This is a genomic window from Mesorhizobium sp. WSM4845, assembly GCF_055811455.1.
Genome location: NZ_JBVVQA010000010.1, coordinates 141,628 through 157,334, shown reverse-complemented (window position 1 = coordinate 157,334; position 15,707 = coordinate 141,628). Strand labels below are relative to the sequence as shown.

At 63.1% G+C, this 15,707-nt stretch carries 16 protein-coding genes; 7 read left to right on the top strand and 9 right to left on the bottom strand.

The window, feature by feature from the left end:
- Nucleotide 1: 1 nt before the first annotated feature.
- Nucleotides 2–1,192, bottom strand: a complete 1,191-nt coding sequence (locus tag AC0L2C_RS14420; RefSeq protein ID WP_473523624.1) for a hypothetical protein — start codon at nucleotides 1,190–1,192, stop codon at nucleotides 2–4.
- 251 nt (nucleotides 1,193–1,443) lie between these two features.
- Here AC0L2C_RS14420 and parC point away from each other — a divergent pair, with 251 nt between their 5' ends.
- Together parC and AC0L2C_RS14410 are read left to right on the top strand one after the other, a co-directional pair.
- Nucleotides 1,444–3,696, top strand: a complete 2,253-nt coding sequence (gene parC, locus AC0L2C_RS14415) for a DNA topoisomerase IV subunit A (RefSeq protein WP_419696782.1) — start codon at nucleotides 1,444–1,446, stop codon at nucleotides 3,694–3,696.
- 258 nt (nucleotides 3,697–3,954) lie between these two features.
- Complete coding sequence (locus AC0L2C_RS14410; RefSeq protein WP_023798433.1) at nucleotides 3,955–5,163, top strand: AI-2E family transporter; 1,209 nt, start codon at nucleotides 3,955–3,957, stop codon at nucleotides 5,161–5,163.
- Here the strand turns inward: AC0L2C_RS14410 and AC0L2C_RS14405 are convergent.
- The 3 genes from AC0L2C_RS14405 to AC0L2C_RS14395 all read right to left on the bottom strand — a co-directional run bounded on the left by AC0L2C_RS14405 (nucleotide 5,151) and on the right by AC0L2C_RS14395 (nucleotide 7,542).
- Nucleotides 5,151–6,047: a DMT family transporter gene (locus tag AC0L2C_RS14405; protein WP_128170674.1), complete on the bottom strand. Its 897-nt coding sequence runs from the start codon at nucleotides 6,045–6,047 to the stop codon at nucleotides 5,151–5,153. The genes AC0L2C_RS14410 and AC0L2C_RS14405 overlap by 13 nt on opposite strands.
- Nucleotides 6,048–6,175: 128 nt before the next feature.
- On the bottom strand, nucleotides 6,176–6,940 hold the full coding sequence (locus AC0L2C_RS14400) for an arginyltransferase (RefSeq protein WP_027154654.1): 765 nt from the start codon (nucleotides 6,938–6,940) through the stop codon (nucleotides 6,176–6,178).
- Between the two features lie 137 nt (nucleotides 6,941–7,077).
- A complete protein-coding gene (locus tag AC0L2C_RS14395; RefSeq protein ID WP_023798430.1) occupies nucleotides 7,078–7,542 on the bottom strand; it encodes an RDD family protein in 465 nt (154 codons plus the stop codon).
- 222 nt (nucleotides 7,543–7,764) lie between these two features.
- Here AC0L2C_RS14395 and sthA point away from each other — a divergent pair, with 222 nt between their 5' ends.
- Nucleotides 7,765–9,153 (top strand): Si-specific NAD(P)(+) transhydrogenase, encoded by a 1,389-nt coding sequence (gene sthA / locus AC0L2C_RS14390; RefSeq protein ID WP_091591857.1) that lies wholly within the window; start codon nucleotides 7,765–7,767, stop codon nucleotides 9,151–9,153.
- Between the two features lie 13 nt (nucleotides 9,154–9,166).
- On the opposite strand, the gene AC0L2C_RS14385 is transcribed toward sthA, so the two are convergent.
- On the bottom strand, nucleotides 9,167–9,838 hold the full coding sequence (locus tag AC0L2C_RS14385) for an alpha/beta hydrolase (protein WP_023798428.1): 672 nt from the start codon (nucleotides 9,836–9,838) through the stop codon (nucleotides 9,167–9,169).
- Between the two features lie 203 nt (nucleotides 9,839–10,041).
- Here AC0L2C_RS14385 and AC0L2C_RS14380 point away from each other — a divergent pair, with 203 nt between their 5' ends.
- The gene (locus AC0L2C_RS14380; protein WP_473523623.1) at nucleotides 10,042–11,256 is read left to right on the top strand and encodes an OpgC family protein; all 1,215 of its coding nucleotides are present in this window, start codon (nucleotides 10,042–10,044) and stop codon (nucleotides 11,254–11,256) included.
- 319 nt (nucleotides 11,257–11,575) lie between these two features.
- Here AC0L2C_RS14380 and AC0L2C_RS14375 read toward each other — a convergent pair whose 3' ends face one another.
- Nucleotides 11,576–12,658 carry a LacI family DNA-binding transcriptional regulator gene (locus tag AC0L2C_RS14375; RefSeq protein ID WP_473523622.1) on the bottom strand — a complete coding sequence of 361 codons (1,083 nt, stop codon included), beginning with the start codon at nucleotides 12,656–12,658 and terminating at the stop codon, nucleotides 11,576–11,578.
- Between the two features lie 121 nt (nucleotides 12,659–12,779).
- On the opposite strand from AC0L2C_RS14375, the gene AC0L2C_RS14370 reads away from it, so the two are divergent.
- Nucleotides 12,780–12,923, top strand: coding sequence for a hypothetical protein (locus AC0L2C_RS14370; RefSeq protein ID WP_287241803.1), 144 nt, complete (start codon nucleotides 12,780–12,782; stop codon nucleotides 12,921–12,923).
- Between the two features lie 69 nt (nucleotides 12,924–12,992).
- Nucleotides 12,993–13,148, top strand: a complete 156-nt coding sequence (locus AC0L2C_RS14365; protein ID WP_473523621.1) for a hypothetical protein — start codon at nucleotides 12,993–12,995, stop codon at nucleotides 13,146–13,148.
- Between the two features lie 32 nt (nucleotides 13,149–13,180).
- On the opposite strand, the gene AC0L2C_RS14360 is transcribed toward AC0L2C_RS14365, so the two are convergent.
- The gene (locus tag AC0L2C_RS14360; protein ID WP_287241808.1) at nucleotides 13,181–13,555 is read right to left on the bottom strand and encodes a DUF423 domain-containing protein; all 375 of its coding nucleotides are present in this window, start codon (nucleotides 13,553–13,555) and stop codon (nucleotides 13,181–13,183) included.
- A gap of 34 nt (nucleotides 13,556–13,589) precedes the next feature.
- Nucleotides 13,590–14,843 carry a multidrug efflux MFS transporter gene (locus tag AC0L2C_RS14355; protein WP_473523620.1) on the bottom strand — a complete coding sequence of 418 codons (1,254 nt, stop codon included), beginning with the start codon at nucleotides 14,841–14,843 and terminating at the stop codon, nucleotides 13,590–13,592.
- A gap of 148 nt (nucleotides 14,844–14,991) precedes the next feature.
- Here AC0L2C_RS14355 and AC0L2C_RS14350 point away from each other — a divergent pair, with 148 nt between their 5' ends.
- The gene (locus AC0L2C_RS14350; RefSeq protein WP_023798420.1) at nucleotides 14,992–15,249 is read left to right on the top strand and encodes a DUF982 domain-containing protein; all 258 of its coding nucleotides are present in this window, start codon (nucleotides 14,992–14,994) and stop codon (nucleotides 15,247–15,249) included.
- Nucleotides 15,250–15,518: 269 nt separating this feature from the next.
- Here AC0L2C_RS14350 and AC0L2C_RS14345 read toward each other — a convergent pair whose 3' ends face one another.
- Nucleotides 15,519–15,677 (bottom strand): hypothetical protein, encoded by a 159-nt coding sequence (locus AC0L2C_RS14345; protein WP_023798419.1) that lies wholly within the window; start codon nucleotides 15,675–15,677, stop codon nucleotides 15,519–15,521.
- Between the last annotated feature and the right edge of the window lie 30 nt (nucleotides 15,678–15,707).

Below are 15,707 nucleotides of genomic sequence, written 5' to 3'. Positions count from 1 at the left end.
ATCAGTCTTCGTTCGCCTTGACCGTCACGCCAAGCGTCTTCGTCAGGTCCGCCGGGTTGGACATGGCGCCTGCCATGATCAGCGCGAACGGCACCGCTGCCGGCGGCTCGGCCAGGATCTCAATGCTCTGCGGATCGTCGAGATATTTGCCGACCGCAGCCGACACCTGCGCCGACAATTCCGGATTGTTGAGCTGCGCCATGCCGAAAGGCACGACCGCCTTGGCCTGGTTGGCGACGTCCTTGCCGGACATGCCTTGCTGCTTGCCGACATAGTCCAGCACCTTGTTGGTCAGAGAATCGTCGTCAAAGCGGATCGAAGCGCTGTTGAACGAAAGCTGCTGCAAAACGCCAAGCATGGCCATGCCTTGCGCCGAATTGTCGGCGCTTTCGGGCTGCGCCGCCATCTTCTTCTGCATCTCCTGCAGCGACTTGATGACGTCGAGCGTGTAGCCGCCGAAACCGAAGGTCATGCCGAGCGTTCCGGCATTGTCGACGGAGATGTCGTATTTCGACAGCTCCATCTTGCCGTCCGCAGGCTGCCAGGTGCCCTCCATGGCAAGGTTTCCGGTGATGTTCTGGTAGCCGAGCGCGTTGATCACGTCCTTGGACTTCGGGTCCTCGACCAGCATCAGGTCGGCATTGAACTTTTCCGTGGTGCCGGAAAACGCCATCGCCTTGCCGTCGGCTGGCGGGGTGATTTCGATGGCGAGCCCGTCCATCGAGAAGGCGGTCTTGTCGGCGACCTTGACCGTCATGTTGTCGAGCTCGGCCGATTCATACATCATCATTGAACCGAGCGGGCCTGTGGCGCCGTCGGCCGGAACCGTCATGTCGTGGATGATGAAGGGGCTGAGGTCGAGCGTGACGCCGTTTTCGCTGTGCTGGAATGCCGAAGTCGAGACGGTTTCGATTTCATAACCGCCATTGGCTTCGGTCACGCCTTCGAGCTTGATGTCGCCGATCTTGAGCGCTTCCTTTTCGGCCGCCGGTTTGAGGGCCACGCCCTGCAGCACCATGCTGGAGGCATCGCCCGTCACCCCGGTCCAGGAGATGTCGACGCCCTGCGCGGCGAGAGCCGCCTTCAGCCGGTCGGCGACCGCCGCATCTTGCGCGAGGGCCGCATTCAGCGGCAGCGTCAGCAGCAAGGTCGAAAAAGCGAGTTTGTTGAGTGTCGAGCGTCTGATCGTCATCGCGGTTCCCTGAGAGTGTGCTGAAGATTTTTCAATTTGTTGCGCCGTCACCCTTCGGTGACGAACTGGACGGGAAAAAGGCGTTCCGCCGCACAATGGTCGAAAACTACGGCGAAAGGCAAATCCGATCCATTGTCATAGAAGCGGGATGTAACCGAGTGATGTTGCTGGCATCCGGTTCGTATTGCGCAAGAGGCTGCCCCATTCAGGCGCCTCTTGCCGCGAATCACCCGCTCGGCTAGTCCCAACCTATGGGAAAAAGGCTTTTGCCGCCTGGCGATGGCGGTGGCGACAACATCGAGCCGGTCGATCTGAAGAAAGCGCTGGAAGAGCGCTATCTCGCCTATGCGCTGTCGACCATCATGCACCGGGCGCTGCCGGATGTGCGCGACGGGCTGAAGCCGGTCCATCGCCGCATCATGCATGCCATGCGGTTGCTCAGGCTCAACCCCGACCAGGGCTTCGCCAAATGCGCCCGCATCGTCGGCGAGGTGATGGGCAAGTTCCATCCGCATGGCGACCAGTCGATCTACGACGCGCTGGTGCGGCTGGCGCAGGATTTTTCGATGCGCTATCCCCTGGTCGACGGCCAGGGCAATTTCGGCAATATCGATGGCGATAACGCTGCCGCCATGCGCTACACCGAAGCGCGCATGACCGACGTGGCGACCGAGCTGCTGTCCGGCATCACCGAGAATGCGGTCGACTACCGGCCGACGTACAATGAGGAGGACGAGGAGCCGGTCGTGCTGCCCGGCGCCTTCCCCAACCTGCTCGCCAACGGCTCGTCCGGCATTGCCGTCGGCATGGCGACCTCGATCCCGCCGCACAATGCCGCCGAGCTCTGCGACGCCGCCCTGCATCTGATCGAGCAACCCGATGCGCCGGTGACGACCTTGATGGATTTCGTCCAAGGCCCGGATTTCCCGACCGGCGGCATCATCGTCGACAGCCGCGCCTCGATCCTCGAAGCCTACGAGACCGGTCGCGGTGGTTTCCGCGTCAGGGCGAAATGGAGCCAGGAGGACCAGGGCAGGGGCACCTGGAGCATCGTCGTCACCGAAATCCCCTATGGAGTCCAGAAGGCGCGGCTGATCGAAAAGATCGCCGAGCTGCTGATGGCGCGCAAATTGCCGCTGCTCGAGGACATCCGCGACGAGAGCGCCGAAGACGTCCGCGTAGTGCTGGTGCCGAAGAGCCGTTCGGTCGATCCCGGTATCCTGATGGAATCGCTGTTCAAGCTGACCGAGCTCGAAAGCCGCTTTCCGCTCAACATGAACGTCCTGTCGCGCGGCAAGATACCCAACGTGCTGTCGCTGAAAGGCGTGCTCAAGGAATGGCTGGAGCACCGCCGCGAGGTGCTGATCCGCCGCTCCAGGCATCGCCTCGGCGAGATCGAAAGGCGGCTGGAGATCCTCGCCGGCTATCTGATCGCCTATCTCAACATCGACGAGGTGATCAGGATCATCCGCGAGGAGGACGAGCCTAAGCAAGTGATGATGGCGCGCTGGTCGCTCACCGACAACCAGGCCGAAGCCATCCTCAACATGCGGCTGCGTGCCCTGCGCAAGCTCGAGGAATTCGAGATCCGCAAGGAATTCGACGGTCTCACCACCGAGAAGAAGCAGATCGAGGCGCTGCTCGCGTCCGACGCCCGGCAGTGGTCGATGATCAAGTGGGAGGTCTCCAGCATCCGCGAGAAATTCGGACCGGAAACCGCGCTCGGCAAGCGCCGCACCCAGTTCGCCGACGCACCCGAACATGACCTGACCGACATCGCCCATGCCATGATCGAGCGCGAGCCGGTCACCGTGGTCGTTTCGGAAAAGGGCTGGCTCAGGGCGATGAAAGGTCATCTGACCGACCATTCGTTGCTGACCTTCAAGGAGGGCGACAGCCTCAAGCTGGCCTTCCACGCCCAGACCACCGATAAGGTGCTGGTCTTCACCACCGGCGGCAAGTTCTACACGATCGGCGCCGACCGGCTTCCGGGCGGGCGCGGCCATGGCGAACCGATCCGCATCATCGTCGACATGGACAACGACCAGGACATCGTCACCGCCTTTGTCCATGATCCCAAGCGCAAGCTGCTGTTGGTGTCGCACGACGGTAACGGCTTCATCGTGCCGGAAGAGGAAGTCGTCGCCAACACCCGCAAGGGCAAGCAGGTGATGAATGTCAAGGCGCCCGACGAGGCCCAACGCTGTATGCCGGTCGCCGGTGACCATCTCGCCATCGTCGGCGAGAACCGCAAGATGCTGGTCTTCCCGCTCGCCGAGATCCCTGAAATGGGGCGCGGCAAGGGCGTTCGCCTGCAGAAATACAAGGATGGCGGCGTCCTCGACCTCAAGACCTTCACGCTCGCAAGCGGTCTCTCCTGGCAGGATTCTGCCGACCGCACCTTCATCAAATCACGTGAAGAGCTGGTCGAATGGATCGGCGCCCGAGCCTCGGCTGGACGCATGGTGCCGAAGGGATTCCCGAGGACGGGGAAATTCGGGTAGTTGCTAATCTCCCCCCTAGGGGGAGATGTCGCCGAAGGCGACAGAGGGGGTCGTCGCGCGTGAAGCTCCAGCCTCCTCTGTTAGGGTCGCGTCTGAACGTTCCGACCCCCTCTGGCCTGCCGGCCATCTCCCCCTCAAGGGGGGGAGATTAGCAGCTCCATCCAAACATTTGGAATGTCGTCACGATTGCTGCACTATGTCGGTGCATAAGCATCGCTACATAAGGCGCGGACACACGCGTTTGGGAGAAATGGGCATTTGAAAGAAGCCAGGGTTCGGAAACCGGAAGGGCAGCAACGCCTGTTCGGCCTGTCGACGCCGGTCAGATCCGCCGTGATTCCACCGCTGTCGGCGGCGCGGTGGCTGCTGGTGCTGATCGTTGCCGCCGGGGTCTATTTCTTTCATGGTTTCCTGGTCCCGGTGCTGGCTGCTCTGGTCATCGCCTTTGCCAGCTGGCCGCTCTATCGGCGGTTGCTTGCTGCCGTCGGCGGCAACCGCACGGTCGCCGCGACATTGGCGATCCTGTTCATCCTCGCCTTCCTGGTGGTGCCGATCGCGCTCGCCGGCGCCTACGCCAGCAACGAAGTCCGCGAATGGGTTGGCTGGGCGATCGAGACCAACCGCCATGGTGCGGTGACGCCGCATTGGATCGCCACGCTGCCGGTGGTCGGCGACTGGCTGAACGAGCAGTGGACGCGCAATCTCGGCCATCCCGGCGGCATCGGCGAGCTGATCCAGCTGATCAGCGGCGCCAACATCGGCAGCATCTACCGCGGCGTGCTGGCCGCCGGCGGCAGCGCCTTCGGCCTTCTGCTGGCGCTGCTGTTCATGATGATCGCGCTGTTCTTTGCCTATCGCGACGGTGAGCATTTCGCCGGGCAGGTCGACCGTCTCGGCGAACGCATCCTGCCGACCAGGTGGGAGCGGATTTCACGCGTCGTGCCGGCGACGATTTCCTCGACGGTGACCGGCATGACCATTATCGCCATCGGCGAGGGGGTGGTGCTGGGCGTGGCCTACTGGCTGGCCGGCGTGCCGTCGCCGGTGACGCTCGGCGCCCTGACCGGCATCATGGCGCTGATCCCCGGCGGCGCACCGCTGTCCTTCACGCTTGTTTCGATCTATCTCGCCGCCAGCGGCTCGCCGATGGCCGGTTTGGCGCTGTTCATCTGGGGAAGCGTCGAACTGTTCATCGTCGACAAGACATTGCGGCCGAAGCTGGTCGGCGGCCCGATAAAGCTGCCGTTCCTGCCGACTTTTTTCGGCCTGGTCGGCGGCGTCAAGACGATGGGCTTTCTTGGCCTGTTCATCGGTCCGGTGCTGATGGCGTTGCTGGTCGCGATCTGGCGCGAATGGCTGCGCGAGGTGGAATTGGCCGACGAGCTTGCCCCCGCAGCGCCGGCGGAACTCGAAGGGGCGCCGCCGCAAATCGAAATCGTTGCCGAGAAGAAGTCTCAGGCCGGGTGACGGACTGCAAGGCTGGCGCGGCGTTTTCGCCCCTCACGCAGCTGCCATAGCGAATGGGCGACCAGCGTGACGATCAGGATCGCACCGCCGATCAGGCTGTTGCGCGACGGCATCTCGGCAAAGATCATCCACATCCAGACCGGCGCCAGCACAGTTTCGAGCAGATAGAACATCGCCACTTCCGGTCCCGAAATATATTTCGGTCCGTTGGCGAGGCAGAAGAACGAGATCGGCATGATGACGGCGCCGTTGAAGATGATCCACCACGGCGCGTTCACCTGGAACCCTTCGCCCGAAACCATGAACACCGCGACGGCCAGGGGCAGGATCACGCCGATCAGCGAAGTGAACCCCATGTCCTTGCCGCTGGCGCGCGAGATGGTGATGGCCAGCGCAATGAAGAAAGCCGAGCACAACGCCATGAGATCACCGAACAGGTGGCCGGTGCCGATCGAATCGCCGACGATGATCGCGACGCCGACGATCATGACCAGCATCGCCATCACGGTGACCAGTCGCGGCTGCTCCTTCAGGAACAGCCAGGACAGCAGCGCCGCGAACACGGCGTTGAAGGCCAGGATGAAGACCAGATTGGCGGTCGTGGTGTGATAGATACTGATGACGAAGGTAACCGAGGTCAGGCCGTAGCACAGGGCGACGACGAGCCCTGACCAGCCGGGGATGAGCTGCGGCGCGTTACGGCTCAGCGAGCGCCACACGGCCCAGATGATCAGCGCCGCGACCAGGGTGGTGCCGGTGCGCAGCAGGAGGATCGTCCATGCGCCGCCGTCGGCGAGCCGGATCAATGGAATGTCGATGGTCAGCGTCAGCCCGCCGATGGCGGTGATGAGAAGGCCTTTTTGATGATCGTTGTGGGACGACATGGCAGTTCCCGCAATGAATTTGGAGGCAGGCGCAAAATTGGCCCAGCGTCTGGCGTTTCAGCCACGCAGCCGAAAACCAGAAGCATCCTCCCTTGAAGCAGTTTAAGGATGGTTGGCGAAAGAGCGGATCAGCGCGAAACCGCTTCGTGGTCGTAGCGTTCCCAGCCTTTCGGGCCGAGATGCTCCTGCGGCATGAAGCGCATCTTATAGTTCATCTTGCGCGAGCCGTTGACCCAGTAGCCAAGATAGACATGGGGCAAGCCCATCGCCCTGGCGCGAGCGATGTGGTCGAGGATCATGAAGGTGCCGAGCGAACGGTCCTCGAAGTCCGGGTTGAAGTAGGAATAGACCATCGACAGGCCATCGGCCATCTTGTCGGTGAGGGCGACTGCGATCAGCTCGCCCTGGCCCTTGCCGGTAATAAAGCTGTCGGGGCCGCGGCGCCGGTATTCGATGACCTTGGTGTCGACATGCGTGTCCTCGACCATCATGGCGTAGTCGAGCACCGTCATGTCGGACATGCCGCCGCGGCGATGGCGGGCATCGAGATAGCTGCGGAACAGCGAATACTGCTCGGTCGACGGTTGCGCGTCGTGCATCGCGCCGATGAGGTCTGAATTGTGCTGTATCACCCGCTTCATATTGCGGCTGGCAGTGAATTCCTGCGCCAGGATGCGCACCGAAACGCAGGCGCGGCAAGTCTCGCAGGCCGGCCGGTAAGCGATGTTCTGCGATCGCCGGAAGCCGCCTTGCGTCAACAGGTCGTTCATCTCCGATGCCTTGTCGCCGACCAGATGCGTGAACACCTTGCGCTCGAACTGGCCCTCAAGATACGGGCATGGCGACGGCGCGGTCAGGAAGAACTGCGGCGACTGGGTTGGATGCTGCGTCATCGACCCTTGGAAACACTCCTGCGAATCATCATACCTTTGGCGCGCACGGCGAAAAATTCAACAGGATTGTGAAAGCGTGGCTACCGGACGCCTTCACTTTGCACATAAATGCTCGCTGGGGCTGGTGAAAAGCTGTTTCAGCGGTCACTGCGGCTGACCACCGTGCCGAGCAGCAGGTCGTGCAGCGTGCGCTTGCGGTCGGCAAACAGCGACACCAGAAGGACCAGCGGCGTCAGGATGACGTTGCCGGCCCAGAACAGAACCGAATGCACCACCGCCGTCAGCCCGTCGATGCGGGTGCCGTCCAGACGGTCGAGCCGGATCCCCATCATCTTCATGCCCGTCGTGGCCTGGTCGGCGCTGCCGAGCGTGTTCCAGATGTAAAGGATGGCGACGGCCGGCACGAGAATGGAAAACAGCATCCAGCCAAGGCCAAGCGTCAAAATCCCGAGGAAGAACACCAGGATCGCGAACGGAATGGTGAGCAGCGCGACGATGCAATAATCGATGATGAAGGCGAGGACACGCCGCGTGCGCACGCCATCATAGGCCCTGACATCATCGAGCCTGCTGATTTCGCCGTCGAGAACGCGCGCGTTCATGTCATTTCCTCGCAATCAGGCCCGGCATAGGGTGCGGGCCGCCTGGTGTTGAAATGGTGAAGTCCTGCGGCGGAATCAAGATCGAGCCTTTTTTCGGCCCTGCTACCGGAGGCATCGCCGAATGTAGACTGGATCGGTTGAATTTGCAGCACGGATGACGTTAGTTTGCTGCAGCGCAACAAATACGGCAAATGCGCCCAAGGGGCGAGGGACAGGGCCAATATGGACTACGACATGCTGGTCATCGGCAGCGGGCCCTCAGGGCGCCGCGCCGCGGTGCAGTCGGCCAAGCTCGGCAAATCCGTGCTGGTGGCCGACAGGGGGCGGCGCCTTGGCGGCGTGTCCGTGCATACCGGCACCATTCCGTCGAAGACCTTGCGGGAAACTGTGCTCAACCTCTCGGGCTGGCGCGAGCGCGGCTTCTACGGGCGCGGCTACCGGGTCAAGCAGGATATATCGGTCGGTGATCTGATCGAACGCCTGCACAAAACGCTCGATCACGAGGTCGAGGTGCTGCAGCACCAGTTCATGCGCAACACGGTCAAGAGCGCGCGCGCCACAGTCAAGTTTCTCGGTCCCAACAGAGCCAGCCTGACGACGGATACCGGCGACTACAGCGAGGTCGGTTTTGCGCATGCGCTGATCGCGGTCGGCACCCGCCCGCACCGGCCGCGCGACGTGCCCTTCGACAAGATCCGTGTCTTCGACAGCGACGAAATGCTGGAACTCGAGCGCCTGCCGCGGACGCTGACGGTGATCGGCGCCGGCGTCATCGGCGTCGAATACGCGACGATCTTTTCGGCGCTCGACGTGCCGGTGACGCTGGTCGAGCCGCGCGACAGCATCCTCGATTTCGTCGACCGTGAGATCGTCGACGATTTCATCCATCAGATGCGCGACCGCGGCATGACGATCCGGCTCGGCAGTGCGATCAAGGAGATCGCCTCGAAACCAGACTATGCCGAGGTGACGCTTGCCGACGGCCGCAGCATACGCTCGGAGATGGTGCTTTATGCGGCGGGGCGCACCGGCAATGTCGGCGCGCTCGGCCTCGATGTGGTCGGCATCGAGGCCGACTCCCGGGGCCGCATCAAGGTCGACCCGCAGAGCTTCCGGACCAGTGCGCCGAACATCTATGCCGCCGGTGACGTCATCGGCTTTCCGAGCCTCGCCTCGACCTCGATGGAGCAGGGCAGGGTGGCCGCCTGCCATGCCTTCGGCGTGCCGTTGCCACCGCCGCCGGAAACCTTTCCCTACGGCATCTACGCCGTGCCGGAAATCTCGACCGTCGGCCAGTCCGAGGAGCAGGTGCGCGAGGGCGGCGGCGCCTATGAGGTCGGCGTGGCGCGCTTCCGCGAAACCTCGCGCGGCCATATTATGGGCGTCAACACCGGCTTCCTGAAGCTTCTGTTCTCGATCGAAACGCGCCGGCTGCTCGGCGCGCATATCGTCGGCGAGGGCGCAACCGAACTGATCCACATCGGCCAGGCGGTGATCAATCTCGGTGGCACCGTCGATTTTTTCGTAAACAACACCTTCAACTATCCGACGCTGGCCGAAGCCTACAAGATCGCCGGGCTGGATGCCTGGAACCGGATGGGGCGGGCATAGGGCGACGGGCTCATCAATTCGCCAGCGCGATGGCGGCTGCCGGGCCCGCCAGCCACTGCCTGACGATTTCAGCATCCCGGTCGCCGATTTCATGGCCGGAGGCGATGGTGTGGGCCTCGACCGCGGCGCCATGCGATTCGAGCAATGCGACCAACGCCGGGGCGAAGGGCGCGTAGGTCAGGTCATCTGCGCCGGCGATGATCAGCACGCGCGCTTTGGACAGATCGGCCGGGGGCACGTCGTCGAGCACCGGCATCGGGCGCAGCAACGCTGCCCGTTCGATGCGGCCGGAATGCAGCAGCATCACGCTCGAAACCAGATTGGCGCCGTTTGAATAGCCGAGGAAACTCGTCCGGGCGAGATCGAGACCGTGGCGCTTCGCGGCCGCGGTGATGAAGCCGGCGAAAGCGTCCGCCTCGGTGCGGATGCTCTCCTGTTCGAAGCGCGTCGGCGTGATCCGCGCGAACCAGCGGAAACCGTCCTCCTGGGCGATACGGCCGCGCACCGCCACCAGCACGGCGCGCGGTGCGATTTGCCGCGCCAGCGCCACCAGCGTCGTCTCGTCGACGCCGGACCCGTGCAGCAGGAAAAGGCATTCGCCGCTCGCATCCACGGGCCGGTAAAGGCGGTAGAAAAACGGCAGGTCGCGCCGCAAAAAGCCGTCTTCCGGAGGTTTTTCGGCCATATTGCATCCTATTGATTTCGTGTGGTTTTTATTCATTTGCCGGCTTCAAAATGGAATATTTTCGAGCTCCTTCAAAGTTGATTGAACCGGGCGCATTTCAGTCCGTTTGTTTGCCGATATGCTCCTGCGGGAGGAATCGAAGCGGTGCGTCCGGCGGTCGCATCGATCGCGGCATGAACAACCAGCTTTGAGGCCTTTTATCGATGACCATGCCAATTTCACCGGATCGCGGGCCGCGTATCCCGGATCGCGGGCCGCGTATCCCGGATCGCGATACGCGCATCGATGTGTTCCGCGCTCTCGCTCTGCTGATCATATTCGTCGACCATGTCCCGGGCACGGCTTTTGAGACTCTGACCTACAAGAATTTCGGCTTTTCGGATGCCGCCGAGGCCTTCGTGCTGATCTCCGGCATGTCCGTCGCGCTCGCCTACGGCGCAAAATTCCAGTCCGGAGACCGGCTCCTGGCGACACTGAAATTGTGGCGCCGCGCCGGAGTGCTCTATGTCGCCCACATCGTCACGACGATGGCGGTGCTGGCCATCTTCTGCGCGGCGGCGATGTTCGCGAAGCGGCCGGACATGCTGACCCTGATCAACATCGAGCCGTTGATCAGGGACCCGCAACATGTGCTGATCGGCATCGTCACGCTTGGCCATCAACTTGGCTACAACAACATCCTGCCGGTCTATGCGGTGCTGCTGCTGATGGCGCCAACCCTCCTGCTGTTCATCAGCTACCGGCCTTTCACGGCGCTCGCCCTGTCCGGAACTCTGTGGCTGGTTGCCGGGATCTACCGGATCGCCCCGCCGAATTACCCTGAGCCCGGCTTCTGGTTCCTCAATCCGCTGTCGTGGCAGTTCCTCTTCAACATCGGCCTGGCGAGCATGCTGCACATTAGGCGCGGCGGCGTCATTCCGGTCAATCGCTGGCTGGTCGGCGCGTCGGCAGCCTATGTCGCGACGGCGTTGGTCTGGGTGCACAGCCCGCTATGGGGGCACGTGTCGTGGCTGAACCTGCCCGTGGTGCTGACCGGCTTCGACAAGACCTTCCTGTCGCTGCCCAGGCTGCTGCACATCCTGGCGGTGAGCTATCTGATCGTGGCGTTTCCTTCTGTCTCCAACCTGTTCCGCACCAGCCGCGATCATCCGCTCGCCATATTGGGCAAGCGATCGCTGCCGGTTTTCATCGCCGGCACGCTGATCGCCATGGCGGCGCAGGTGATGAAGCTGATCAACCCGGGCGGATTTGCCTATGACAGCCTGCTGATCGCCGCCGGCATCGCCATGCAGTTCGCGCTCGCCTATTATCTCGAATGGCTGTCTTCTATTGGCGGCAACAGCAAGCCGGTCCGCAGCCAGGCGCCGCCGATCCATGCGTCCTTCGGCGTGGGCGGCATGGCAACTATCAACCCCTAGAGATTTTTGCAGCCGAGTAGAATCACTTGGCGTCGCAGAAATGCGGCTAAAACAAATAGATAGAGCGCGATCCCAAGTTCAATTCGAATGCATCCCGCCCTAGTCCGGATAGTAACCGGGACAAAAAAGGGCGGGGAGGCAGCGGTGCCGGATCGGTCGCGCTACGGTCGCGCTGGCTGTGGGTGACGAGCCCAAAGGTCCGGGCCCTGACCGAGGCTTGTACACGCGGGGGTCACCTCGCGCTCCCTGCGGGCGGGGCAAGAACACTGGCCAGGCGCAGGAAACCGCGCCACGTATTAAATTAATTTGACGACCGGGCTCAGGCTGCCTTGGGCGGCGGTCCCGAAGATGCCCTGACGACAAGCTCGACGCCAAGCGTCTCGCGCCGCACCGTGCCGTCGAAATCGAGGATCGTTCGCGCTGCCCGGCGGCCGATCTCGGCGATTGGCTGCGCGACCGTGGTCAGCGGAGGATCGCAAAGTGCGGCGTCAGGCACGCCGTCGAAGCCGACGACGGAGACGTCGCCGGGAACCGCAATGCCACGCGCGGCCAACCATTCGATCGCGACCATGGCGATCCGGTCCGACATCGCCAGGAGGGCGGTCGGTTGCGCTGCCGAGGCGAAGATCGTTTCGAGGCCGGCCCTTGTGCTGGCTTCGTCGTTTTCGGTCTCGTATACCGGCATCCCGGCGGTATCGACACCATATCGGGAAAACGCCTCGAAATAGCCGACGAGGCGATCGCGCGTGCCGGTGTAAAGGGCCGTCCGGACCTTCTCCGGCGAGACAAGGCCGGTACTGCCGTCGGCGAAAGGCAGCGCCAGCACGGCAAAGCGCCGATGGCCAAGCTCGGCGAGATGCTGCGCCGCCAGGCGGGCGCCGGCGACATTGTCGACGCCGATTGCCGAAACAGTGTCGTCGTCGAAGCCGAGCTCAAGCGCGACAAAGGGGAGTTTGCGTTCGCGCGTCAGTTCGACAAGCCGTGAACCGCCCTCGATGCAGAACAGGATGAAGCCGTCGACCAGCGCGCTCTGGACGTTCCAGGCAAGTTTTTCCTGGTTGCCGGCCGATACCAGCGCTATTCCCGCGCCGGTGGCGTCACAGGCGTCGGAAATGCCGGCCATCATCGCGCGGGCAAAGGGATCATCGAAGAAATAGGACAGCGGCTCGGTCGTGGCGACGCCGATCGCGTTGACCTTGCCGGCGCGCAGCAGCCGGCCCTTGGGGTCGGGACCGGCATAGCCCATCGCCTCGGCCGCCGCCTTGACCCGTTCGCGGACTTCCTCGCGCACGATCTCGGGACGGCTGAAGACGTTGGAGGCGGTGCCGTGCGAAACCCCGGCGGCCTTGGCGATGTCGGCCAGCCGGATGGGTCTGGTATTGCTTTCGCTGGATGATGCCATTTTTCTGCTCCAGCCTGCCATCTAGCACCTTTGTTGGATCGATTCAAATTTTGCTTGACATCGGCGTAATCCAGACCTAGTTTTGAATCGATCCAATTGAGTTGTCAGCAAGGAGTGAGCCATGCACCCCGTCAATTACCTGTTCGAAGACACCTATCGCAACGACTGGAGCATGATTTCGAAGGCGGTGACCCGGACGCGTCGCGGCAGCGCCGGCCCGTGGATCCGCGATCTGCGTTTTCTCGTGGAGCGCAAGCGGAGCTGATCGGCAGCGCTTTTTTATGCCTGTCGATTGGATCGATTCAATTCTAAAAATCGAAGAGGAAACCAAGCCATGCACCCGATCAATCACCTGTTCGAAGAGATCTATCGCAATTATTGGGGCATCTCGCCGGCCATCGACAGGCCGGAGCGGCGGCGCCTGGCCAAGCCGGCGGCGCGCAATCGCGACCTGCCCGAGCGCCGGCAAGAGTGGCCATCGTCTGACTGACCGTCGTTTGGCGGAAACCGAATCCGGCTGCCTCAGGAGCGCGGGCGCACCAGCGCCGAGGCCGCAACCGCCAGCCAACCGGCAATGAGCAAGGTGCCGCCGATCGGCGCCGACATCGAAAAAAGCCGCGAGCCGAGGAAGTCGCGGGCGAGCAGGTCGCCGCAGAACAAGACAAGCCCGACGAGAAGAATAAGGCTTGCGGTACGCATGATCCGGTTTGCGCCGACGAGGCCGACGGCCAGGAAGACCGGTGCATGCATGAGCAGGAACGACGCGACCGTGCCGACGAAAGCGCCGCCCAGATGTGCCGCCGCGGCAAAAAGCGCCACACCGGCCGCGCCGCACAGACCGCCGACGAAAACGAGGATGCGGCCGATGCCGCTTGCTGGGTGGTCGGCTGTGCTCATGTCTTGGACTCCGTGAAGTGGCCCGCAAACCGTGTCAGGATTTGCCCGCCTGCACCAGCATGTCGCGTGCGCGGCGCGACTGGACCAGCCAATTATACGCCGCTCCGCCCGCCATCAGCACGGATGTGCCGAGAAACACCGCGCGCATGCCGAAATGACCGCCGACGAAGCCGCCGAGCAGCGGCCCGGCAACCTGTCCGACATACTGCGCCGAGATCGACAGACCGAGCACATTGCCGCCGACGCCGTCCGGGACATTATGGCGGATGACGCTGGTGATGCAGGGCAGGAGGCCGCCAAGCGCCAGTCCCATCAGGAAACGCAGGCCGACGAGCTGCCAGCCCTGGGTGACGAAAGCCTGCGGGATCAGCAGCAGCGCCGAAACGGCCAGCGCCGCAACGATGACGTTCCAATGGCCGACGCGGTCGGCGAGCTTGCCGAGACGCGAGGCCGACAGGATGGCGCCAAGTGCCGCCGCCGACATGACCACGCCGGACATCAGCGTGACCCGGCTTTGGTCCTCGATGATCTGCTCCACATAGACCGCGATGATCGGCTCGATCGACATGGTGGCGAAGCTCAGCAGCATGCCGGTCACCAGCATTGCGACGACCGGGCGCTTGTCCGGGATTTGCGACCAGCCGCCTTTCGGCTTCTCGGTCGATGCCGATTTGTCGGTTTCCGGGCGAGGGTTCTCCTTGATGAGAAAGGTCGTTGCCAGGAACGCCAGGAAAATGACGCCGCCGGCGAGCAGGAAGGTGGCGCGGATGCCGATCAAAGGCGGCAGCGCGCCGCCGAGCAGGGGACCGACGAGAGCGCCGCCGGTGATGCCGGCCGACAGCACTCCGAGCGCCCAGCCCGACCGCTCCTTCGGCGTCTGCATGGCGACGAGAATGGTCGAGCCCGAGGAATAGCCACCGGCGAAACCGATCAGCAGGCGTAGCAGCACCAATTGCCAGACTGTCTCCACCATGCCGGTGAGCGACATGCAGACGGCCATGCCGAAACTGGCGCGCACCAGCATCAGCTTGCGGCCGTAGCGGTCGCCAAGCCGTCCCCACAGCGGCGCGACCAGCGCGGCGGCGAAGAAGGTCGCGCCATAGGCGATGCCGGACCACTGCACAACAGCCGCGTGGCCCTCGGCGCCCAGCTGCTCGACGTAAAGCGGCAGGAAGGGCAACAGCAGAGTCATGGCGACAAGCGTGCTGAACGAGCCGGCAAAGCACACGGCGAGATTGCGGCGCCAATGGATATTGTGGGCGCCTTGGGTGGCAGGGTCTTGCGGCATGTCTGTCCTGTCCGGCAGCCTCTCGACGGCATCATTGCACAAGAACTGGCGCGGCCTGCCTGCCAGGGGATTAGCAGCTTCGCGGCGTGATTGCGGTGGCAACCACTTTCGCGCTCGCTTCGCGAGCGGCGATGGCGTAAGAGCGGCGATGGAAAACAACCGATTTGAAACACCCGTGACCGTCAAGGGCGCGGCGGGAACCACTCAGCTCTTGCGCACGGCCCGCGAGGCTTCCGACTACCTCCTCAACAACTGGCCCGGCAAGCGCAGTCCCAAGCATCGCGAAGCGCTGCAGGCCTGCCATGATGCGCTGGCCGGCGACAAACCGGCAATGATCGCAAGGCGTGCCTTCATCGCCGCCGCCCGCGAAGTGAACGTTTTCGTCAGCGACAAGGCGCCGGTCTGAAGACGCAGCGAAATCTGATCTGATCCGCCTCGCGGGCCGGGTGCGCTTTTACTAAGGGGCAATCGCTTCAGCTTGCGCTGCCCCTCTTGCCCTGCCCGTCCTCCGCAGCAGCTGCGCTGCAGCTGCGGAGGGTGGACCGGGCATTTCTCACCGGACGGGAGAAAGCGGCCTGCACCAAGGGTTTCGCCAATCTCCGGCGTTGCAGAAAGCGCGCCAAAGTTGCGGCCAGTTCCCTTCTCGCCGTCACTATGAAGCGATTGCCCTGCAGTTTACTCTGCGGTTTCCGTTTCGGTCTCGGACGTGGTCTCGTCTTCCGGCTTCGAACGTTCCTTGGCTGCAACCTTGGCCGCTTGCTTTTCCGCCTTCTTGGCAGCCTTCTGCCGGTCGCGTTCCTTGCGTTCCTGGCCGTAATTCGGTGCTCGCGCCATATCTCTTCCTTTCACAATCCCAAAGGTTCT